This is a genomic window from Streptomyces swartbergensis, assembly GCF_002148965.1.
GTDB lineage: Bacteria > Actinomycetota > Actinomycetes > Streptomycetales > Streptomycetaceae > Streptomyces > Streptomyces swartbergensis.
The window spans coordinates 1-21,404 of sequence record NZ_NGFN01000138.1 but is presented as its reverse complement, the minus strand read 5'-3'; the positions used below and the strand labels follow the sequence as shown (position 1 = coordinate 21,404).

Genomic DNA, 21,404 nt, shown 5'->3' with positions numbered 1-21,404 from the left:
GGGCGGGCTCGGGAAGGGGCAGCACATCCCCCGCCATGCCCGTGCCGGGAAAGGCGTGCACGAGCCCGGCTCGCTCGGCGGCGTCCCCGAGTCCCGCGCGCGCCTCGTCGTCGAGCAGATCCTCGAAGACCCACAGAAAACCGGGGCACTTCTTCGACCGCATGATCTGCGCGACCTCGTTCAGCCGCTGCTTCAGCAGCCCGGCGGTGGTGCCGTGTTCGGTCAGCGTGACGCAGTTCCAGAAGGCGAACCGGCAGTCGGCCCAGCGCACGGCCATCCCCGGCAGATCGCGGACGTCCGCCCGCGGATCCCGGTCGAGCACCATGACCCGCCACACCGCGGCGAGCTGCTCCATCGATTCGATCGGGTCCGTGAGATCGCGCATGAAATCCCCCCAGCTCGGCGACGGAGCGCGGGCGATTGGCCGTGCCCCGTACACGTACTGCCCTTCGCCGGGCTGCCTCATCCCGCTCATGTGTTCACCGTCGGGCAGAGCTGTCCTGCTGGGCCCGTCGCCGTGTGGCGGCGACATCGCGCATGGCCAGCAGAAAACGCCGCACCGTGGCCAGCTCTGTCTCGTCGAAGGCCCGCATCTCGGCGACCATCTCGTGGATCAGCGGCCCGAAGAACGACCAGCCCAGCGTGACGGCCTGGTCCTGGACGACCAGCAGCACCCGCCGGCGGTCGCGCGTGTCCCGTTCCCGGCGCACGAGCCCCAGCCGCTCCAGCCGGTCGACCAGGGCAGTGGTCGATGCCGAGTTCACACCCAACTGCGCTCCGAGCCATCCAGGGGTGGCCCTCACGCCCTCCCGGCCGGCGTCCAGCAGGTGGATCAGTGCGCGCACATCCGTGGGATGAAGCCCTTCACGGCCGGCGAACTCGGCAGCGAGAAGGTCCAGTTCCACCGTGACGGCTCGCAGCAGATGGACCAGTTGAAGGCCGGGGTCCTGGTCGTCCACGCTCTCACTCCTGTAATGTCTCGACAATCGAGATTCTCGATGTCCGAGTAATCATAAGGCGGGGGTCATGGGTGACGAGGCAGTCTTCTTCGCGGCGTACGACGCCGTCCTGCGACAGTGGCCCGTCGAGGTCCACAGCGTCGACGTTCCGTCCCCGTACGGCAGCACGCGGGTCCACATCTGCGGCCCGGAGGACGGCGCTCCGGTCGTGCTCCTGCCCGGCGGTGGTTCAACCTCGGTGGTCTGGTTCGCCAACGTCAAAGCCCTGGCCTCCGCCCATCGGGTGTACGCCGTCGACCTGATGGGCGACATCGGGCGCAGCGTGCACGACGGGGCGCCACTACGCGGCGCCGGCGACCTGGTGGCATGGCTCGACATGCTCTTCGACACACTGGGCCTGGACCGGGCACACCTGTGCGGCCACTCCTACGGTGCCTGGATCGCCCTGAACTACGCGCTGCACGCGCCGCACCGGCTCGGCAGACTCGCGCTGCTCGACCCGACCAACTGCTTCGCCGGCATGAGTCCGCGATACCTCATGCACGGGCTGCCGGTGTTGCTGAAGCCCACCGCGGAGCGCGTGCGGGCCTTCCACCGGTGGGAGACCGGCCGCACCCCTGAGGATCCGGTGTGGCGGGCGTTCCTGGACAGTACCGCCACCGCCCGGCGGTCGAAGGTCGTCGCCATGCGACGACCCAGGGCACAGCGCTTGAGAGCCTGTACCGTCCCGGCCCTGGTGCTCCTGGCCGAACACAGCCGGGTCCACGACGTGCCACGCACAGCGGCCGCCGCCCGCCGGCTCCTGCCCGAAGCGAGCGTCGTCACCCTGCCTGACGCCTCCCACCACTCCCTCCCCACCGAGCGACCTGCCGAACTCAACCGCCTGATGGCAGAGTTCCTGGCCTGAGCACCGCAGCCGCCTTGGAAACAGGTCCTGGGCCGACAGACGGGGTGTCCGCGCCCGCGTCGCCGCTGTGGTGCGGCCACACCCAGCACTGTCTGCCGGCGCACCGCACTCGTCGGGCAGGCAGACAGGCGGCAGAGCGTCAACCAGAGGGGTCCCACTCTTCGGCACGGGTGAGCAGGGTCGAGATGACCGCGCGGCCAAATGGATCGAGCCCAGTGCGGAGTTGCGGACCGCGCTCGCCGCTCAGGAAACGGCGGATGCTCGCCGCCAGTCGTGTCCACAACGGGTCGTCGTCGAGCTCGGTCAGGAATTCCTCCAGGCCCGAGTCTTCTTCCGGTTGCCTTTGGGCGGCCAGGAGCAAGGCTTCGATGTTCGGCCGCCATGCCGTGACTACCGCTGCGTCCGCTCGGCCCTGTGTGAAGACGGGCCGCTCACTCGCCGGAAGGCGTATCAGGTCCAGCGTGCGACGCACGATGAGCGTGTCCTCCTGGTCGAGGTCGGCGAACAGGTCATCGCCACCCGTGCCGCCATCCCCCCGCCGTACGCGCTGAAGCGCGGCGGTCAGCGGTGTCCAGTCGGACGTCTGAGCACGCCTGACCAGGAACGCGTCCACCCATGTGGCAGCCTCCGTGTCCCCATCCTGGGCGGACGCTATCGCTACGGCCACCGTCTCCCATCCGCTGTCGATGAAGAAGCGGTCGTCGAGGTCGACCGTCTGCTCCGCCCGTGCGGGCGCGATCAAGTCGTGGTGGGCAGCTCTGTCACGCAGCCGCCGGGCGGCACCCAGGTGTCCGAAGTGCTCCATCGTGTCCGCGTACCGCCTGAAGGCGCTCGCCAGTTGCTCGGCGAACCTGGCATCCCTCTGCGTGAGGTCCATCCAGATCGTCACTTCCAAGCGATGGGTTGCCCGTGCCTCGCGCTCTCGTCCCAGCAGGGCCTGACGCTCTGAGACCCAGGCCAGCGCGCCTGGGTACTCGGACTGCAGGCTCGTACGGGCCCGGTACTCCCCATGGTAGATCTCCGCGACGCGCATCGCGGCATCGAGGGACTCCTCGACGCGGCCGACGAGAGCGAGCAGACGGCCGTGGAGTTTCAGCGGCAGGGCAAGGGCCAGCTCTCCGAGACGCCCCTCCTGCTCACAGACTTCCTGCTGCAGGGTGAGCGCCCTCTCGGAGTGCCTGAGGCCCTCCTCGTGCCGGCCGATCTGAGCCAGGCAACCGCTCAGATTCATCAGGCCGCCGATCAGGTCGGACCTGAACTGCTCAGGCTCGCACGTGAAGAACTCCTCCAAGATTCCAACGGCCCGTTCGCAGTACGGCAGTGCACTGCTCGCCTGACCCGACTGGCGATGGCGGTTACCCAGATTGCCGAGGCAGATGGCAAGGTCTTTGCGGTGGAGGTGCGGGTCCTGTTGAGCGAGCGATTCGTAGAGTTCTACCGCTTCCTCAGCCGCGTCGAAGGCCTCTTCCCGCAGGCCGAGATGGGCACAGTGGACCCCGTGGTCGCTCAGTTGGGCCGCGAGTAGATGTCGGAAGCGGAACGGATCCCTGTCGGCCAGATGGCGCAGGATCGCCACCGCCTGTTCGCTGCACGCCGCTGCGGGTTGGTTCATGCCCGTGTCGTTGAGCACCCAGGCCAGGCTGCGCAGGCTGTCCGGAAGCTCCTGCAAGTAACGATCAGGGTTGGCGTCGCTGAGATGCCGCCGGATGTTCACCGACTGGCGGGCGTGCCCGAAGGCCTCAGTCAGTCTGCCTGCCGCCCGGCACTGATCGGCGAGACGGCGCAAGTCCTCGGCCAGTACAGGGAGATACACCACCGGGTCCTGGTCCGATAGCTGCCTGGACACCTCAACCGCTCGCTCAGCGCAGTGCAGAGCGGTGGTGTCCCGGCCTAGAGCATCGAAGACCACCGCGAGCAGGCCGTACACGTCACCGAGTGCCGGCAGAAACCGCCACGGATGTGTTTCGGCCATGGCCTCGATGATGGTCATCGTCGCTTGAATGTGCTCAAGAGCCTCCCCGGGCCTGCCAGAATTGACGTAACAGCGGTTGAGGATGGTAAGGGCGTCCACCAGTTGGTGGTGGAACTGCTCGGGAAGCTGCTCGGCCCGGCGCCGAGTGATCTCCACAGCCCGCAGGCTGCAGGCGATGCCGTCGCTCGGCCTCCCCAGGTCCGCACGCTGCCGTCCGAGCTCCGTCAGTGCCACGGCCAGTTTGAGGGCGATCGCGTCGTCTTCCTCGGCCTGCCGCTCGCACAGGTCGACCGCTCGCCGGCAGCATTCCGCGGCCGTGGCGTGAAGGCCGCGTTGCCCGTACAGCATGCTGAGAGAGATGAGGCTGCTCGCCAGTTCTCCTGTGATGTCGGCGTCTTCGTCGTGTCGCGAGGCGGCCAGCCACGCGTAAATCTGCGCGGCGCGTTCGCCGTGCACCATTGCCTCGTCATGGCGGTCGAGGCGGAGCAGACACAGAGACAGATTGTTGAGACATGCGGCGAGACGGCGGCTGTGCGCCGTGGCATCGTCTTCGACCAGCCGCTCGTACAGAACGCGTGCTCGCTCCAGGACTCCGGCTGCCTCCGCGTACTGCTCCTTGCCCTTGAGTGAGATCGAGGAGAGCGAGCCCAGATTCTGCAGGGCCGTGGCGAAGGGCTCCCGGTATCGCTCCGGGTCGTGCTCCATGAGCTCTTCGTAGCCTTCGACGGCGCGACGCAGGACGGACAGGGCGTCGCGCCATCGGCCCGCCTCGTGATAGCGCAGGCCCGCCTCATGCAGGGCGGCGAGCCTGAATGGCATGGCTTTGTCGGCCAAGTCGCTGTCGACCAGGTGGCTATCGGGCAGCTGCTTGGCCAGTCTGTCGCTGAGATATCCAAGCCACGTCAGATAGATGTCGTACAAGGTGGCGGCGAGTTCTGCCGTGCCGGGCCGTTGACTGGGCAACTGCATTGCGGCATCGAGACAACTGTCCAGAAGATCTACGCTGACGCCATCGACGGTGGATGTGAAGGCGATGCTCATGGACAGAGCTGACGCCAGACGATGTCCGCCGGGCTGGAGCGTGCGCTGGACGAGTTCACGCAAGTGGTGCTGCAGAAAGAGACGGAGAATCTCTCTCGGTACCTCGCGGTTCTCGGCGGCGAGCCGGATCACCTGCAGCGCATGGGCGATCCGGTCGCCGGTGGTGGCTTCTGTTGTGCAGAGCCGAATCAACAGATCCCTGGTCGCAACGGGGTCCTGTTCGGCCACCAATGCCTCGACGATGAGGTCGAGCGCGGGACCGCGGATCCGGCCGTCCGTGTCGTCCGGCGAGCCCGGAAAGAGATCCCTGAGCCAAGTAGCCGTCCGACGCCGGATCCCCGGTCCCAGATCGTCCAACAGTCGGATTGCCGTGAGCAGTTCGACCGCGTCGTCCTCGGTCGGCGCTGTCAGTGTCACCACGATCACGGCGGCCGACTGGATCCGCTGGTCGGCGAGTTCGTCCAATCCCAGTACCGCACGATGGCTTTCCCAGCGCCGGCGTTCACGGTGCAGCAGCGTCCGCATGACCTGCTCGCGCACCCGGCCGTCACCGCCGACGTCGACGTGTTCTCCGCACACGGCCAGCAACGCCAGTGCGTGCGTCAGCAGCGGGTTGGCGTACTCAGGATCATCGACGTCAGGCAGCCGGACGGGCACGGCGGTGCCCAGAGTCCGCGCGAAGGCCCGGGCTGCTTCCGCTACATGCCGACGCCGGCTCGTGGGACTCAGGCAGAAGGCGTTGAGGTCGACCTCGAGATCGGTGTGCCGCTCGAGTACGCCGTCGCTCGCCGCGCCCAGCTGGATGGTCCAGTGGCTGCCGGTCCTGCGCCGAGCCACGAGGAGGACCCGTACGGGAGGGCCGCCGGGCCGCGCGGCCAGCTGTCGCAGCAATTCCCCTACCACTGGTGCGGCATACTCCACGTCATCCACGACCAGCAGCGTCGCTCCGTCGATCTCYCACCCCGTCTGGGGCCGTGCCATGTCGAGGTAGCCGTTCTGCCAACCACGGTCAGACGTCGTGCGACACAACTCGGTGGCCAGTCGTGTCTTGCCGCTTCCACCGTCACCGGTAAGTACGGCGACGCTGAATACGGGCTCGCTCTCGCACCAATGAGTCAGTGCATCCAGCGGATCCGGCCCAGACGCTCCCGCTTCCGATATGTGCGGGATGTAGTCCACGACCGCGTGCGGAGCCAGGAGCAGGTCCACCTCGGTACGAGCCGCAGGCAGCCGCCGCTGAGCCGGGGCGAGGAACGTGTGACGCGGCAGCCCCTCCAGATCGTCTGCCGACGCCCCGACGAGACGGCGGAATTCCTCGTCGGCCAGGAGTGCTTCGGCCCGGGTGGCCTCGATGCGCGCGCCGGGATAAGCGTGAGGATCGCTCACGACCACACCGAGGACGTGGTGCCCTTCTGCCGACAGCAGTGCCGCCCCGGACATCCCGGCCCACGCGGAGAGGGCCTTCCCTTCTCGCGTCTGCCCGCGGTCCCGGGGGGCGGCGGTGATCACGTTCAGGGCGTACCGATTGCGCTCGAACCCCGTGCTGGGAACGACATCCGCGAGGATCGTCTCGTGCTGCCGCTCCGCTACGTGGTCCCCCGTCACGGGGCCGACTTGCTGCGCTGCCCAGGGAAATCCCGACGCCGCGCACCGCACCGCACTCAGCCCCACCAGACGGGCCCATGTGGTCCGTCCATGGTCCGGCGACCCGGCCCAGGGCCGCGCGTCTACTTTGATCAGCGCGCAGTCCAGCGACTCGTCGGTCCAGACAACGCAGCCCTGTTCCTCGTCACCGCCGATCGGCCGTAGCCGGCAAATGGTTCCCCGGGTGCCGGCGACATGCCGCGCGCTGAGCACCAGATCGGGTCCGACCGCGTATCCCGCACCGGCTCTCGCCCCATGGACCAGGACGGTGCGGTGGAGCGCGGAATCACCTGGCCTGGGTTTCACGGTGACTCAGTCCGTCTCGTACCGGGGGCCGGCTACTAGTCGTCGCCGATGAGGGTCTGAGAGTTCGGGGCGAGCGTGTCGGTGGGAGACAGTCTGAGGGTCAGCCGGTGCGTGGTGGCGGACTTGTGGTCGAGCCCGCCTCCCAGGGAGAGCACCTGCCACAGGGAAAGGGAGGCGTTACCCTTCTTGGTCGTGTCGATCGCGACCTGGAGATCCATCTCGATGGAATCGACGGCGAACCGCAGCCGCTGGCCCTCACCGTCCGCCATGGCCTCCTGAAGCTCTTTCCGCAACTGACTGATCGCCGCGGCCAGCGGCACTGCGTCGGGCTGATCCTGTGGCACGCCCCACCTCGCACTCAGGGTTGAGATCGGACTACGGACGGTAGCAGGAGGTCAGGGTCGGGCACAGGGTGAAGGGGAAAAGTCGCCTGAGCGTCCCCAGGGCCTGTCCGGCCGACCATGCGACCACTCGGCGCCGTCTCGTTGGGGGCGGGGCCTTGTCGCTGTCGACCCCTCACGCAGAGGCTGCGCCGACGCAGAACTCGTTGCCCTCCGGGGCGGCCATCAGGACATGGTGCCCGTCGAACTCCTCCAGGATGGTCCCGCCCGCCCGCGCCAGGCGCTCGGACTCCGCCTTGATCCGTGCCCATCGCTCGTCCGAACTGCCATGCCCTGGCACTTGGACGTCGATGTGGAGCCGGTTCTTTGCCGTCTTGGGCTCGGGGACCTTGAGGATGCAGAGGCGAGGGCCGACGCCGTCGGGATCACAGAGCCACGCGCCGTCGTCCACCAAGTCGTCCTCCGGTAGACCGAACTGCGCGAACCACTCCTCGCGTGTCTTGAAGGGAGCAGGCGGCGGCTCGTCGACATAGCCCGGGGCCCCGTCTTCCAGAAGACGGCCATGGCCTGCGCGTCCGCACCGGCCCGAAGACCCCGCCCGATCCGTAAGAAACCCCAGCTCAGGGCCACACCAAGCAATACGGCTGATGCCCCGCCTCATGCAACCGATGCGAGAAGTCCTGCCACTCGTGCAGCAGTTGGTACACGTTGAACGCGTCCCGAGGCCCGCCCCGGTCCGGGACCGTCGACCAGATGAAGGCCGCCGCGCCCACCGCCTCCTCGCCGATGCCCCGCAGGGGGTCGACGACGGTCATCGGGAGTTTCACGACCGCGTAGTCGGGGTGCAGGACGACCAGCTCCAGGGGCGGCACCTTGTGCAGGGGGACGCCCTCTATGCCCGTGAGGACCATCGCCGCCATGGTCTCCGGCTTGATCTTCGTGAACATGCCGTTCATGCCGAGTTCGTCGCCGCCGAGTTCCTCGGGGCGCATCGAGATCGGGACGCGGGCCGCGGTCGCGCCGTCCGGCGCGCCGAAGTACTTGTACGTCACCCCCACCCGACCACCATTCCTGCTGCTCCCGGCCCGAAGATCTTCCACCCGGCGTTCTGTACGTCCGTCGAGCCGCTCCGGTTCACTCGGTAGACGTTCACTCGGCAGACCCTGAGTCCGACGTGCTTCCTGCGTGTCCTCCGCTTCGCGCCGGTGCCTTCCCCGCCGGGCACGTCGAGGACCCAGGTCATCAGTCCCCTCGCCCAGTCCGCCACCGCGATGCATATCTCCACCCGACTGCTTTTCTAGGACGCGTCGCCCCCGCCGCGCAACCCGATCATCGTGTCAGTGACCTCCCCCGCGGCCGCTCGCCGAAACGTGCGCTGAAACATCTGCCCGCGGGATCCACGCAGCCTCCGACCACCCTGGGCCGTCCGAGCTGTGTGTATCACGCCCCAGTCTCGCAGACGACGGAGGTTCGAGGACCGGTTGCCGGGCACTGTCCTACCCTGAACAGGTCACTCACACCCGGAGTCCGACGTCGTCGGAGAAGGTCGGAGAAGTCGCAGGTCATGAGCGAACTGGCATATCCGTATGAAGCACCGGCCTCGCAGGCTCTGTTCGACCGTGCGGCGGCCGTCACACCCGGTGGCGTGAACTCGCCGGTGCGGGCCTTCCGCGCCGTCGGCGGCACACCGCGGTTCATGGTGTCCGGCAAGGGGCCGTATCTGACCGACGCCGACGGGCGCGAGTACGTCGACCTGGTGTGCTCCTGGGGGCCCATGATCCTCGGGCACGCGCACCCCGAGGTCATCGCCGCCGTGCAGGACGCCGTCGCCCGCGGTACGTCCTTCGGCACGCCCGGTGAGGGCGAGGTCGTGCTCGCCGAGGAGATCGTCGCCCGGGTGGAGCCGGTCGAGCAGGTGCGGCTCGTCTCCAGCGGGACCGAGGCGACCATGTCCGCGATCCGGCTCGCGCGCGGGTTCACGCAGCGCGGCAAGGTGGTCAAGTTCGCCGGGTGCTACCACGGGCACGTCGACTCGCTGCTCGCCGCCGCCGGCAGCGGCGTCGCGACCTTCGCGCTGCCCGACACCCCGGGTGTCACCGGAGCCCAGGCCGGCGACACCATCGTCCTGCCCTACAACGACCTCGACGCCGTACGCGCCGCCTTCGCCGCCCACCCCGGCGAGATCGCCTGCGTGATCACCGAGGCCTCCCCGGGCAACATGGGCGTCGTACCGCCCGCGGACGGCTTCAACCAGGGCCTCAAGGACCTCTGCGCCGAGAACGGCGCCCTCTACATCTCCGACGAGGTCATGACCGGGTTCCGGACCAGCCGGGCCGGTTGGTACGGGATCGACGGGGTCCGGCCCGACCTCATGACCTTCGGCAAGGTCATGGGCGGCGGCTTCCCCGCCGCGGCCTTCGGCGGGCGCGCGGACGTCATGGCGCACCTCGCCCCGGCCGGGCCCGTCTACCAGGCCGGCACCCTCTCCGGGAACCCCGTCGCCACCGCGGCCGGGCTCGCCCAGCTGCGGCTCCTCGACGACGCCGCCTACGACAAGGTCGACGCCGTATCGAAGGAGATCCAGGGGCTCGTCACCGAGGCCCTGACGAAGGAGGGTGTCGCGCACCGGCTCCAGAACGCCTCCAACATGTTCTCCGTGTTCTTCACCGACCGGCCCGTGCGGAACTACGAGGACGCCAAGGCGCAGGAGTCCTTCCGCTTCACCGCCTTCTTCCACTCGCTGCTCGCCGACGGCGTCTACCTGCCGCCGTCGTCCTTCGAGTCCTGGTTCGTCTCCACCGCGCACGACGAGCGGGCCGTGCAGCGGATCGCCGACGCCCTTCCGGCGGCGGCCCGAGCCGCCGCGGAGGCGACAGCATGAGCAACGAGACGAACGACGACATCACCGTCGTCCACGTCATGCGGCACGGCGAGGTCGCCAACCCGGACGGCATCCTCTACGGGCGGCTGCCCGGCTACCACCTGTCCGAGCTGGGCCGGCGCATGGCCGACCGGGTCGCCGAGCACCTCGCGTCCCGCGATGTGACGTACGTCGTCGCCTCCCCGCTGGAGCGGGCGCAGGAGACGGCGGAGCCGATCGCCAAGGCGCACGGTCTTGACCTCGCCACCGACGAGCGGCTGATCGAGGCCGGCAACATCTTCCAGGGCAAGACGTTCGGCGTCGGGGACGGGGCGCTGCGCAAGCCCGGCAACTGGAAGCACCTGCTCAACCCCTTCCGGCCGTCCTGGGGCGAGCCGTACGTCGACCAGGTCGTGCGGATGATGAACGCGCTGAGCGCCGCGAAGGACCGGGCCCGGGGGCACGAGGCCGTCGTGGTCAGCCACCAGCTGCCGATCTGGATCGTGCGGTCGTACGTCGAGCGGCGGCGGCTCTGGCACGACCCGCGCAAGCGGCAGTGCACGCTCGCCTCGCTGACGACCTTCACGTACCGGGGGGACCGGATCGTTTCTGTCGGCTACACCGAGCCGGCCCGCGATCTCGTCCCGGCGCATCTCCTCGCCGGTGCCAAGCCGGTGAAGGGGAAGGACAAGGCGTTCGGCGCGTAGGCCCTTTCTGTGCGCCCGCTTCTGTTCGCTTACGACTCCTTCGTTACGGAATCTGCAAATATCAGCGGAACCTCCCCGTTCAACACGTCCTCTGACTGGGTGACCACCAGAGAACGTGATGAACGGGGATGCAATGCGCCCTTACTCCCGCAGGGGAATGCTCGGAATCGGCGCGGGGGCCGCGGCCGCCGTCTCGCTCGCCGGGTGCGGCGGACTCACCGGGTCAGACGGGGCCGGCCACGCCGACGGTTCCGGAGACTCCGCACAAGGCGGCTCCAAGCCGAAGCCGACCGCCCGCCCCATCGGCGACGGCTCCACCGCCCACACCGGCAAGCAGCCCCACCAGCCCGCGAGGCCCGAGCCGCTGGAGCCGGGTCAGACCCCGCCCCAGTTCGTCGTGTTCTCCTGGGACGGCGCCGGCGAGGTCGGCAACGGGCTCTTCCCGCGCTTCCTGGACCTGGCCAAGGAGCACGGCGCGAGCATGACCTTCTTCCTGTCGGGGCTGTATCTGCTGCCCGAGTCGAAGAAGCGCCTCTACGACCCGCCGAACAACCCGCGCGGCGCCTCCGACATCGGCTACCTCACCGACGCGCACATCAAGGACACGCTGAAGAACGTCCGCCGAGCCTGGCTGGAAGGCCACGAGATCGGCACCCACTTCAACGGGCACTTCTGCGGCGAGGCCCACGGCTCGGTCAAGAACTGGACGCCCCGGCAGTGGCGCAGCGAGATCGACCAGGCGAAGTCCTTCGTGAAGCAGTGGCGCACCAACACCGGCTGGAGGGACCTGCCGCCGCTGCCGTTCGACTACGACAAGGAACTGGTCGGCGGCCGTACGCCCTGTCTGCTCGGCCAGGACAACCTGCTGCCCACCGCCCGCGAGCTGGGCTGGCGCTACGACGCCTCCTCGCCCGGCGGCCGTCAGGTCTGGCCGGTGAAGCGGCAGGGGCTCTGGGACCTGCCGTTGCAGCAGATACCTTTCCCCGGCCGTGGCTTCGAGGTCCTGTCCATGGACTACAACATGCTGGCGAACCAGTCCATCAGCACCACGAAGGCCCCGGCGCACAACTACCCGGGCTGGCGGGTGCAGTCGGCGCAGGCGTACATACAGGGATTCAAGCGAGCATACGAGACAAATCGGGCGCCTCTCTTCATCGGCAACCACTTCGAGCAGTGGAACGGCGGCATCTACATGGACGCCGTGGAGGAGGCCTTCAAGCACATCGCGCGGGAGAAGGAGAAGGGCGCGGATGTGCGCCTCGTCTCCTTCCGGCAGTTCGTCGACTGGCTGGACGTGCAGAAGCCCGAGGTGCTCGACAAGCTCCGCACGCTCGACGTCGGACAGCAACCGGCCGGTGGCTGGAAGGGGTTCGTCGAGAAGGCCCCGGCCCGTGCCGGTACACCCTCCCGGAGCGCCGCCTGAAATGCGGTTTTCCACCCGCAAGGGGGGCGGGCGAGAGCCCCGGAACGGACATGCGAAACTTTTCACATGAGTGCCGCCAGCCGCGCCCCCCTGCGCTCGAACCGCTCGACCCGCACGACCCTCTCCACCCGGGTCCGTCGCCGCGCCGCCCTGACCGCCGGTGCCGCCGTGGCCGCGCTGCTCGTCACCGGGTGCGGCTCCGGCGGCACCTCCGGCGGGGGCGGCAACACCAACTTCGTCACCGGCACCGACGGCACCGCCACCGTCGCCAAGGGCGAGCGCACCCCGGCACCCGACCTGTCCGGCAAGACCATCGCCGGCAAGACCCTCGACGTCGCCGACTACAAGGGCAAGGTCGTCGTCCTCAACGTGTGGGGCTCCTGGTGCAACCCCTGCCGCGCCGAGGCCAAGTACTTCGCGAAGGTCTCCAAGGAGTACGCCGGCAAGGGCGTGCAGTTCGTCGGCATCAACACCCGCGACACCTCCACCGGCGCCGCGCTCGCCTTCGAGAAGGACTGGGACATCACCTACCCCAGCCTCTACGACCCGACCGGCAAGCTGCTGCTGCGCTTCGACAAGGGCACCCTCAACCCGCAGGCCATCCCCTCCACCCTGATCCTCGACCGGGAGGGGAAGATCGCGGCCCGCTCGCTGTCCGCGCTCAGCGAGGAACGGCTGCTGAAGATGCTCAAGCCGGTCGTCGCGGAGAAGTGACGTGAGCGCGCTCACCCTCGCCGCGGTCGCGGACCCCAACGGCACGGTGCTCAACGGCGCCCTGCTGGTGGCCCTGCCCATCGCCCTGCTCGGCGGACTCGTCTCCTTCTTCTCGCCCTGCGTGCTGCCGCTCGTGCCCGGTTATCTGTCCTACGTCACCGGGGTCAGCGGCACCGACCTGGCCGAGGCCCGGCGCGGCCGGATGGTCGCCGGGGCCTCGCTGTTCGTGCTCGGCTTCACGGCCGTCTTCGTCTCCGGCGGGGCCTTCTTCGGATACTTCGGCCAGACGCTCCAGGAAGAGCGGGGCGTGCTCTCCAAGGTGCTGGGCGTCTTCATGATCCTCATGGGCGTCTTCTTCATGGGCTTGATGCCTTGGCTCACCCAGCGCGAGTTCCGTTTCCACAGGAAGCCGGCGGCCGGTCTCGTCGGCGCCCCCGTGCTCGGCGCGCTGTTCGGCATCGGCTGGACGCCCTGCATCGGCCCGACGCTGGCCGCCGTGCAGACACTCGCCTGGCAGCAGGGAACCGCCGGCCGCGGGGCGATACTCACCTTCGCGTACTGTCTGGGCCTGGGCGTGCCGTTCGTGCTCGCCGCGGTCGCCTTCCGCAAGGCCCTCGGCGCCTTCGGGTGGATCAAGCGCCACTACGTCTGGGTGATGCGGATCGGCGGCACCATGATGATCGTGACCGGCCTGCTGCTGCTGACCGGCGCCTGGGACCGCATCGTGCAGGAGATGCAGGTCTGGTCCGACGGCTTCACTGTGGGGATCTGATCGATGAGCAAGACCACCGCCTCCGACCCGGCCCCGACCGCAGCCGAGAACCAGGAGCTGGGCGACGCCGGCTCCCAGTTGTCCACCGCCCCCACGGAGGACTCGCCCAATCTGCCCTCCCTGGGCGTCATCGGCTGGGCCCGCTGGTTCTGGCGGCAGCTGACCTCCATGCGGGTCGCGCTGCTGCTGCTCCTGCTGCTCTCCCTCGGCGCGATCCCCGGCTCGCTCATCCCGCAGACCGGCCAGGACGAGACGAAGGTCGCCGACTTCCGCAAGGCCCACCCCACCCTCGGGGACGTCTACGACAAGCTCGGCCTGTTCCACGTCTACAGCTCGGTGTGGTTCTCCGCGATCTACATCCTGCTGTTCATCTCCCTCATCGGCTGCATCGTCCCCCGCACCTGGCAGTTCGTGGGCCAGCTCCGCGGCCTCCCGCCGCGCGCGCCCAGCCGGCTGAACCGGCTGCCCGCCCACACCACCTGGCGCACCACGGCCGAACCCGAGCAGATCCACAGCGCCGCCCTGGCCCTGCTGAAGAAGCGCCGTTTCCGCGCCCACCTCGCCGGTGACGCCGTCGCCGCCGAGAAGGGCTACGTGCGCGAACTGGGCAACCTCCTCTTCCACATCGCCCTCATCGTGCTGCTGGTCGCCTTCGCCTGGGGCCAGCTGTACAAGTCCGAGGGCAACAAGCTGGTCGTCGAGGGCGACGGCTTCTCCAACACCCTCACCCAGTACGACGACTTCAAGTCCGGCAGCCTCTTCACGTCCGACGACCTGGTGCCGTTCAGCTTCAACCTGAAGAAGTTCACCGGCACCTACGAGCGCACCGGCCCCAACAAGGGCACCCCGCGCCTCTACCAGGCCGACCTCACCTACAGCGCGGGCCCCTACGGCAAGGACGAGAAGACCACCGTCAAGGTCAACCACCCGCTGGAGATCGGCGACGCCAAGGTCTACCTCGTCAGCCACGGGTACGCCCCGGTCATCACCGTCCGCGACGGCAAGGGCGACGTCGTCTACGACGACGCCGTACCGCTGCTGCCGCTCGACGCCAACGTCACCTCCTCCGGCGTCGTCAAGGTCCTCGACGGCTACCGCAACCCCGAGGGCAAGAAGGAACAGCTCGGCTTCAACGCGTTCTTCGTGCCGACCTTCGGCGGCGCCGCCAGCGGCACGATGCTGTCGCAGTTCCCCGCGCTGGACTCCCCGGTGCTCGCGCTGTCCGCCTACCACGGCGACCTGGGGGCCGACTCCGGCATCCCGCAGAGCGTGTACCAGATGGACAAGACCAACATGAAGGAGTTCAAGGACTCCCAGGGCAAGCTGTTCAAGAAGCTGCTGCGGCCCGGCGAGACCATGAAGCTCCCGAACGGCGCCGGTTCGGTCACCTTCGGCAAGGACGTCAAGGAGTGGGCCGGCTTCCAGGTCGTCCAGGATCCCGGCGGCGGCTGGGCCCTCGCCGGGGCCCTCGCGGCCATCGGCGGCCTCGCCGCCTCCCTGTTCATCCAGCGCCGCCGCGTCTGGGTGCGCGCGGTCGAGGGCGCCGACGGCGTCACCGTCGTGGAGATGGCCGGCCTCGGCCGCAGCGAGTCCGCCAAGGTCCCCGAGGAGCTCGGCGACCTCGCCGGGATCCTCTACGACGAGACGTACGACGAGACACCGGCCGCGCCCGGCCCCGACGACCCCGCAGATTCCCCCGACACCGACCAGGAGCCGGGTACCGAAACCCCCGTACCTGCCGAAGGGGCTGAGAAGTGACTCTCGCCGCCGCCACCAACGAAAACCTCGCGAACATCAGCAATGTGCTGATCTACTCCGCGATGGCCGTCTACACCCTGGCCTTCTTCGCGTACATCGCCGAATGGCTCTTCGGCAGCCGCAGCAAGGTCGCCAAGACCGCCGCCGCACTCACCGCCAAGCCGGCCGAGGCGAAGAAGGCGCCGGCCGTCACCGTGAACACGGCGGGCGGCACCGCCGTCCTGGAGCGGCCGAAGGTCACCGTGCGGGCCGCGGCCGGTCAGCGGGACGTGCCGGACGGGCCCGGGGCGCACGGCGGTGACGAACAGGGCGACCTGTACGGCCGCATCGCCATCTCCCTCACCGTGCTCGCCTTCCTCATCGAGCTGGGCGGCGTCATCGCCCGCGCGGCCTCGGTGGAGCGGGCCCCGTGGGGCAACATGTACGAGTTCAACATCACGTTCTCCACGGTCGCCGTCGGCGTGTACCTCGGGCTGCTGGCGCTGAAGAAGAACGTGCGCTGGCTCGGCCTGTTCCTGATCACCTCGGTCCTGCTGGACCTGGGCCTCGCGGTGACGGTCCTCTACACCGCCAGCGACCAGCTGGTCCCGGCCCTGCACTCGTACTGGCTGTACATCCACGTCTCCACGGCGATCTTCTGCGGCGCGGTCTTCTACGTCGGCGCGGTCGGCACGATCCTGTACCTCTTCAAGGACTCCTACGAGAACAAGCTCGCGAGCGGCGGCACGCCCGGCACCTTCGCGACGTCCGTCCTGGAGCGGCTGCCCTCCTCCGCCTCTCTCGACAAGTTCTCCTACCGCGTCAACGCGGCCGTCTTCCCGCTGTGGACCTTCACGATCATCGCGGGCGCCATCTGGGCCGGTGACGCCTGGGGCCGCTACTGGGGCTGGGACCCGAAGGAGACCTGGTCCTTCATCACCTGGGTCGCCTACGCCTGCTACCTGCACGCCCGCGCCACCGCCGGCTGGAAGGGCCGCAAGGCCGCCTACCTGGCCCTCATCGCCTTCGGCTGCTGGCTGTTCAACTACTACGGCGTGAACATCTTCGTCTCCGGCAAGCACTCGTACGCGGGCGTCTAGCCCGTACCGGCGAAGGCCGGTTCCCGCGACCTGAGTCACGGGAACCGGCCTCTTGTCTCCCGCTCGTGACCGAGCAACCGTCAGCAGCGCCGGCCGGGCACGGTCAGGCCGTGTCGGCGACCGAGGTGATCAGATCCCCCAGCCGCTCGGCGTACAGCCGCATGTTCTTGTGCGCGATGTCCGTGTCCGGGTAGCGGCCGGCGAACCACAGGCCCTCGTGGAGGCGGGTGATCCAGGCGCAGACCTGGTCACCGTAGGACACCCTGAGCAGCCCGTACGCATTCCGGTCCGCCCAGTTGTCGGAGCCGGGGATACCGCGCGTGTCGACGAACGAGACGATCGAGTACAGGTCGGGGGAGGTGGGGCGGAAGTCGGTGCCGAGGAGGTGGAGGACCCGGGCGAGGGGGATGCGGGCCAGCCGGCGGTTGCCCTGGAGCGCGGCGCGTACGGTGCGCAGGGCGCTCGGGAAGTCGGTGGCTTCGGACATGGGGATCTCGATCGGGGCGCCGCCCACGTACCAGCCGACCGACTGCGACCACTGGGACTTCACCCGAGTGTGGAACGGCACGACCGTGCGGTAGACGGGCTCGCCGCCGATCTCGTGGACGATCAGGGCGGTGGCCGCGAGGACACCGATCAGGCTCCCGCCGTACGGGCGGCAGTACGACTCGAACGCGGCGGCGGCATCCGCGTCCACCATCATCTCGCGCATGAACTTCTGTGTGGGCAGTTCGCCCCCGGGATCCACGCCGAGGTCCACGGGGAAGCTCGGCAGCCGTCCGCCGCAACGTCGGATGAACTCCCGCCAGCGGGCGACGATGTCGTGGTCCGCGTCGATGCGGTCGGCGTCCGCCCGCTCGGCCTCGCAGAAGTCGACGTAACTGCTCACCGGCTCCGGCCCCTCGGCACGGCCCGCGACCCCGGCCTCGTACAGCTCGTGGATCTCGGCGGGGATGCGGTGGATGGAGTAGGCGTCGACGTTGCTGTGGTCGAAGGCCATGTACACGCTGGTGCAGTCGTCCCGGACGACCGCCGTGTAGATGAGGTTGGGCCAGCGCAGGGCGTCCGCCGTGGTGTCGAAGCGGTCCTGGAGGTGCTGGGCCAGGGCCGCCGCGTCGGTGAAGTCGCCGACGTCCTCGCGGTGCAGGGACACGGAGGAGGGGTCCAGTGTGAAGCGGCGGATCGAGTCGCCGGGCCCACCCGCCCAGCGGAAACCGCTGCGCAGGGTCTCGTGCCGCAGCGTCCAGCTGCGCAGCGCCTCGCCCAGCGCGTCCAGGTCGGCCCGTCCCGGGATGTCGAACGCCGCGCCCAGCCAGGTCGGCACGAACAGTCCGTCCTCCCGGACGGACCGTGCCGTCCGGATGTGGGACTCCTGGATGTACGCCGGCGGCCTGGAGTCCTCGGGCAAAGCCTTCGCCGTCGCGACGGTCGCCGGACTGAGTGTCCATTCGAAAAGTCGCCCAGGTCGGACCTCGCAGCGCTGGATATCAGTCATTCGCACAGGGGGTCTCCGTTCGCAGGTGGGATAGACCCGACCAAAGGAATGGCGAACCCGCTACCGGCGACACCGGGTGTCGCCGTTTTTTCAATGGATCGGATGGCATCTCGAACGGCGATGCGAGCCCTGGCCGGTGCGCTCGGTTGACGCCGGGTGGCCGTCATCACCTGGCCGATGGTTCCGGCCCACCGGCTGTCGATCCTGTCGTCGTCCCGCTTGCGCTGACCTCCAGATAAGCATGGAGGGCGGCCGCGCCCCCGATCATGGCCCTGCTCCGAGCGGTCAGCGCCTCCCCGCGCGCCGCGACGGCCGCCCGCAGCGCCTCGCTGCTGCCCTCCCGCCGCAGGCCCTCCAGCACCGGCCGGATCTGGTCGAAGAGATAGTGACTGCGGCGCAGCGTGTGCACGAGCCGGGCGTCGCGCACGTCGGCGGGTTCGTAGAGGCGGTACCCCGTGCCGCGCTCGCGCCCCGGCGTGAGCAGCCCGGCCCCCTCCCACACCCGCAGCGCGGACGTCCGCACGCCCAGCAGCGCGGCCACCTCCCCGATGCGCAGCCCACCGGAACGCGGCAGCGGGGCGGGCGGCTGTGCCGCCAGCAGTTCCAGGGCCTCGCTCGCGGCCCGCAGGGAGACCCGCTCCTCGTGCAGGGCGGCATGCGCGGCGTCGACCAGCGCGAGCGCGCCCGGGACGTCCCCGTCGTGCAGGGACCGCATGATCTCCGTCGCCTTGACCGGCCCGTACCCTCGCATCAGGGCCCGGTACGCCAGCAGCGCGCCGCGGTGCGCGTCCCCGAAGACGCGGTAGCCGGACGCGGTCCGCGCTGCGGGCGGCAGCACCCCGGCGTCCTCGTAGTTGCGGATCTGCTGCGTCGAGACACCGGCCAGCCGGGCGAGGTCGACGGGACGGAGACGGCGTTCGTTGGTCATCGATTTGAAGGTTACGGCAGGAGAACCACCGCTGATGTCTGGAAAGTCTCAAAAACGCACTTCAATGGAAGACTTGAAGGAATGGACAACAGCATCCGGGTCACCGGCGCCCGCCTCCACAACCTCAGGAACGTCTCCCTCTCCCTTCCGAAGAACAAGCTGGTCGTCCTGACCGGCCTGTCCGGCTCCGGCAAGTCCACGCTCGCCTTCGACACCCTCCACCGGGAGGGCCAGCGGCAGTACCTGGAGTCGCTGGGCATGGTCACCGGCTTCGTCAGCAAGCCCGCCGTCGACTCGATCAGCGGCCTGTCCCCATCCATCAGCGTCGACCAGCACCTCACCAACCGCAGCCCGCGCTCCACGGTCGGCACGGTCACCGAGGTGTTCACGTACCTGCGGCTGCTGTGGTCGCGGATCGGGACCCGCCCCTGCCCCGGCTGCGGCAAGAGCATCCCGCCGTCGTACGCCAACGAGGCGGAAGCCGACACCACGGCCGACGACGACGCCGAGGGGGAGCAGACCCCCTGCCCGCACTGCGGCACCCTCGTGCCCGAGCTGGTGATGGGCTCGTTCTCCTTCAACAAGCCCGCGGGCGCCTGCCCGTCCTGCACCGGCCTGGGCGAGGTGATCCGGCCCGACGTACGGCGACTGGTCGACGGCTCCCGCTCGCTCGCGCAGGGCGCGGTACGGGGCTGGAACCCGAAGCTCACCGAGTGGAACCTCACCGCGCTGCGGGCCGCCGCCCGCCACTACGGCTTCACCTTCGACGCGGACCTCCCGGTCGACGAACTGGGGGAGCCGCAGCGGGACTTGCTGGTGTACGGCGTCGAAAGCCCGGAGTTCCGGCGGCACTTCCCGGAGCCGGATCCGCCGACGACCGTGGCGGCGGGCCGCTTCGAAGGGGTCGCCACGGCCCTGCTGCGGCGCTACACCGAGCGCGCCGATGACCCCGACTACCGCGAACGGGCCGAGAAACAGGGCCTGGTGAAGCAGCCCTGCGGGGAGTGCGAGGGCACCCGGCTGCGGCCGGAGAGCCGGGCGGTGACCGTGCACGGACTGACGATCGTCGAGGCGGCACGGCTGCCGCTCACCGAACTCGACGGCTGGCTGGCCGCCCTGAAGGAGCGGTCGGCCGGGGACGAGTGGCTGCTGGCGGAGCCGGTCGTCGCCGACCTGGAGGAGCGGGTACGGCGCCTGGTCGACGTCGGGGTCGGCTACCTCAGCCTGGAGCAGTCCACGCCGAGCCTCTCCGCCGGGGAGACGCAGCGGCTGCGGCTGGCCGCCCTGCTCGGCTCCGGCCTGACCGGCGTGCTCTACGTCCTCGACGAGCCGACCATCGGCCTGCACCCGTCGGACACCGCCCGACTGATCCGCGTCCTGCGCCGCCTGCGCGACCTGGGCAACACCGTGCTGGTCGTCGAGCACGACCTGGACGTGCTGCGGGCGGCGGACCACGTCGTGGACGTCGGCCCGGGGGCGGGCCGGGACGGTGGACGGATCGTGGCGGCCGGGACACCGCAGGAGGTGGGCCGGGCCGAAACCTCGGTGACCGGCGCGTATCTGTCGGGCCGGCTGCCCGCGCCCGGGTCCCGTGGACGCGGCGACGGCGACTCGGCGATCGTGATCCGCGGGGCCCGGGCCCACAACCTCAAGGACGTGACCGTACGGATCCCCCTGAACCGCCTGGTGACGGTCACGGGCCCGTCCGGCTCGGGCAAGTCGACACTGCTGCTGGACATCCTGGGCCGCGCCGCACGCCGCCGCTTCCACGGGGCGGGGGACCTCCCCGCCGAGCACGACGGCATCGACGGCTGGGAGCACCTGTCCAAGGCGGTCCTCATCGACCAGGAGCCGATCAGCCGCGTCCCGCGCTCCAACGCGGCGACCTACTCGGACGTCTTCACGCCGATCCGGGAGGTCTTCGCCGCGAGCAGCGAAGGACGCCTGACAGCGGGCCGGTTCTCCTTCAACGTGCCGGGCGGACGCTGCGAGCGGTGTGAGGGCGCGGGTGTGCTCACGGTGCGGATGCACTTCCTCCCGGCCGTGGAGGTGCGCTGTCCGGGATGCCGGGGCCGCCGCTTCCGGCCCGAGGTGCTGGCGGTGCGGTACCAGGGGCACGACATCGCCGAGGTGCTGGAAGCGACGGTGGACGAGGCGCTCGGCGTGTTCCGGGACGTGCCCGCCGTGGCCGGCCGGTTGCGGCGCATGGCGGACGTCGGCCTCGGCTACCTGCCGCTGGGCCAGCCCGCGCCCACGCTGTCCGGGGGTGAGGCACAGCGCCTGAAACTGGCGAAGGAACTGGGCCGCCGGGCGGCCGACCGCACGCTCTACGTCCTCGACGAGCCGACGACCGGCCTGCACGCRGCGGACACGGCACGCCTGTTGGACGTACTGCAACGGCTGGTGGACTCGGGCCACTCCGTCGTCACCATCGAGCACAACGTCGACGTCATGCGGGCGTCGGACTGGCTGATCGACCTCGGACCGGTCGGCGGGGC

General features: G+C 69.4%; 15 protein-coding genes and 2 pseudogenes. 9 read left to right on the top strand and 8 right to left on the bottom strand.

The features are described 5' to 3' along the window. Together CA983_RS22075 and CA983_RS22070 are read right to left on the bottom strand one after the other, a co-directional pair. Positions 1 to 385 (bottom strand): annotated as a pseudogene (locus tag CA983_RS22075) (GNAT family N-acetyltransferase); the annotation flags it as partial. A 94-nt stretch (positions 386 to 479) separates the two neighbouring features. Then, positions 480 to 959 (bottom strand): MarR family transcriptional regulator, encoded by a 480-nt coding sequence (locus CA983_RS22070; RefSeq protein ID WP_086602637.1) that lies wholly within the window; start codon positions 957 to 959, stop codon positions 480 to 482. 67 nt (positions 960 to 1,026) lie between these two features. Between CA983_RS22070 and CA983_RS22065 the strand changes: the two genes are divergently transcribed. Beyond that, the gene (locus CA983_RS22065) at positions 1,027 to 1,866 is read left to right on the top strand and encodes an alpha/beta fold hydrolase (RefSeq protein WP_086602636.1); all 840 of its coding nucleotides are present in this window, start codon (positions 1,027 to 1,029) and stop codon (positions 1,864 to 1,866) included. Between the two features lie 139 nt (positions 1,867 to 2,005). Here the strand turns inward: CA983_RS22065 and CA983_RS22060 are convergent, their stop codons facing one another. The 4 genes and pseudogenes from CA983_RS22060 to CA983_RS22045 all read right to left on the bottom strand — a co-directional run bounded on the left by CA983_RS22060 (position 2,006) and on the right by CA983_RS22045 (position 8,228). Further along, positions 2,006 to 6,736, bottom strand: a complete 4,731-nt coding sequence (locus CA983_RS22060) for a tetratricopeptide repeat protein (protein WP_143645533.1) — start codon at positions 6,734 to 6,736, stop codon at positions 2,006 to 2,008. A gap of 128 nt (positions 6,737 to 6,864) precedes the next feature. After that, positions 6,865 to 7,173 (bottom strand): trypco2 family protein, encoded by a 309-nt coding sequence (locus CA983_RS22055; protein ID WP_143645532.1) that lies wholly within the window; start codon positions 7,171 to 7,173, stop codon positions 6,865 to 6,867. 172 nt (positions 7,174 to 7,345) lie between these two features. Beyond that, a pseudogene (locus CA983_RS22050) lies at positions 7,346 to 7,734 on the bottom strand (VOC family protein). Between the two features lie 56 nt (positions 7,735 to 7,790). After that, complete coding sequence (locus CA983_RS22045; RefSeq protein ID WP_003974483.1) at positions 7,791 to 8,228, bottom strand: hypothetical protein; 438 nt, start codon at positions 8,226 to 8,228, stop codon at positions 7,791 to 7,793. 506 nt (positions 8,229 to 8,734) lie between these two features. On the opposite strand from CA983_RS22045, the gene hemL reads away from it, so the two are divergent. From hemL to ccsB, 7 genes are all read left to right on the top strand, one after another. Further along, complete coding sequence (gene hemL, locus CA983_RS22035; protein ID WP_086602632.1) at positions 8,735 to 10,051, top strand: glutamate-1-semialdehyde 2,1-aminomutase; 1,317 nt, start codon at positions 8,735 to 8,737, stop codon at positions 10,049 to 10,051. After that, positions 10,048 to 10,737, top strand: a complete 690-nt coding sequence (locus CA983_RS22030) for a histidine phosphatase family protein (RefSeq protein WP_086602631.1) — start codon at positions 10,048 to 10,050, stop codon at positions 10,735 to 10,737. The genes hemL and CA983_RS22030 overlap by 4 nt, the downstream gene beginning before the upstream one ends. A gap of 133 nt (positions 10,738 to 10,870) precedes the next feature. Next, positions 10,871 to 12,160: a polysaccharide deacetylase family protein gene (locus tag CA983_RS22025; RefSeq protein ID WP_086602630.1), complete on the top strand. Its 1,290-nt coding sequence runs from the start codon at positions 10,871 to 10,873 to the stop codon at positions 12,158 to 12,160. Positions 12,161 to 12,226: 66 nt separating this feature from the next. Beyond that, positions 12,227 to 12,874, top strand: coding sequence for a TlpA family protein disulfide reductase (locus CA983_RS22020; protein ID WP_086602629.1), 648 nt, complete (start codon positions 12,227 to 12,229; stop codon positions 12,872 to 12,874). Position 12,875: 1 nt separating this feature from the next. Next, positions 12,876 to 13,646 (top strand): cytochrome c biogenesis CcdA family protein, encoded by a 771-nt coding sequence (locus CA983_RS22015; RefSeq protein WP_086602628.1) that lies wholly within the window; start codon positions 12,876 to 12,878, stop codon positions 13,644 to 13,646. 3 nt (positions 13,647 to 13,649) lie between these two features. Continuing rightward, entirely contained in the window at positions 13,650 to 15,404 is a 1,755-nt protein-coding gene (resB, locus tag CA983_RS22010; protein WP_086602627.1) for a cytochrome c biogenesis protein ResB, read from the top strand. Next, positions 15,401 to 16,483 (top strand): c-type cytochrome biogenesis protein CcsB, encoded by a 1,083-nt coding sequence (gene ccsB / locus CA983_RS22005; protein WP_086602626.1) that lies wholly within the window; start codon positions 15,401 to 15,403, stop codon positions 16,481 to 16,483. Before resB ends, ccsB begins: the two co-directional genes overlap by 4 nt. Positions 16,484 to 16,586: 103 nt before the next feature. On the opposite strand, the gene CA983_RS22000 is transcribed toward ccsB, so the two are convergent. Together CA983_RS22000 and CA983_RS21995 are read right to left on the bottom strand one after the other, a co-directional pair. Then, positions 16,587 to 17,984, bottom strand: a complete 1,398-nt coding sequence (locus CA983_RS22000; RefSeq protein WP_086602625.1) for a condensation domain-containing protein — start codon at positions 17,982 to 17,984, stop codon at positions 16,587 to 16,589. 160 nt (positions 17,985 to 18,144) lie between these two features. Continuing rightward, positions 18,145 to 18,906, bottom strand: a complete 762-nt coding sequence (locus CA983_RS21995) for a MerR family transcriptional regulator (protein ID WP_086602624.1) — start codon at positions 18,904 to 18,906, stop codon at positions 18,145 to 18,147. A gap of 81 nt (positions 18,907 to 18,987) precedes the next feature. Between CA983_RS21995 and uvrA the strand changes: the two genes are divergently transcribed. Next, positions 18,988 to 21,404: excinuclease ABC subunit UvrA (gene uvrA, locus CA983_RS21990; protein ID WP_086602623.1), on the top strand; the 2,417-nt coding region annotated here is incomplete at its 3' end.

What these genes read in the sequence shown, in the direction of transcription:
- CA983_RS22065 (WP_086602636.1), top strand. Translation starts at nt 1,027, where the DNA reads ATGGGTGACGAGGCAGTCTTCTTCGCGGCGTACGACGCCGTCCTGCGA.
- hemL (WP_086602632.1), top strand. Translation starts at nt 8,735, where the DNA reads ATGAGCGAACTGGCATATCCGTATGAAGCACCGGCCTCGCAGGCTCTG.
- CA983_RS22030 (WP_086602631.1), top strand. Translation starts at nt 10,048, where the DNA reads ATGAGCAACGAGACGAACGACGACATCACCGTCGTCCACGTCATGCGG.
- CA983_RS22025 (WP_086602630.1), top strand. Translation starts at nt 10,871, where the DNA reads ATGCGCCCTTACTCCCGCAGGGGAATGCTCGGAATCGGCGCGGGGGCC.
- CA983_RS22020 (WP_086602629.1), top strand. Translation starts at nt 12,227, where the DNA reads ATGAGTGCCGCCAGCCGCGCCCCCCTGCGCTCGAACCGCTCGACCCGC.
- resB (WP_086602627.1), top strand. Translation starts at nt 13,650, where the DNA reads ATGAGCAAGACCACCGCCTCCGACCCGGCCCCGACCGCAGCCGAGAAC.
- CA983_RS21995 (WP_086602624.1), bottom strand. Translation starts at nt 18,906, where the DNA reads ATGACCAACGAACGCCGTCTCCGTCCCGTCGACCTCGCCCGGCTGGCC.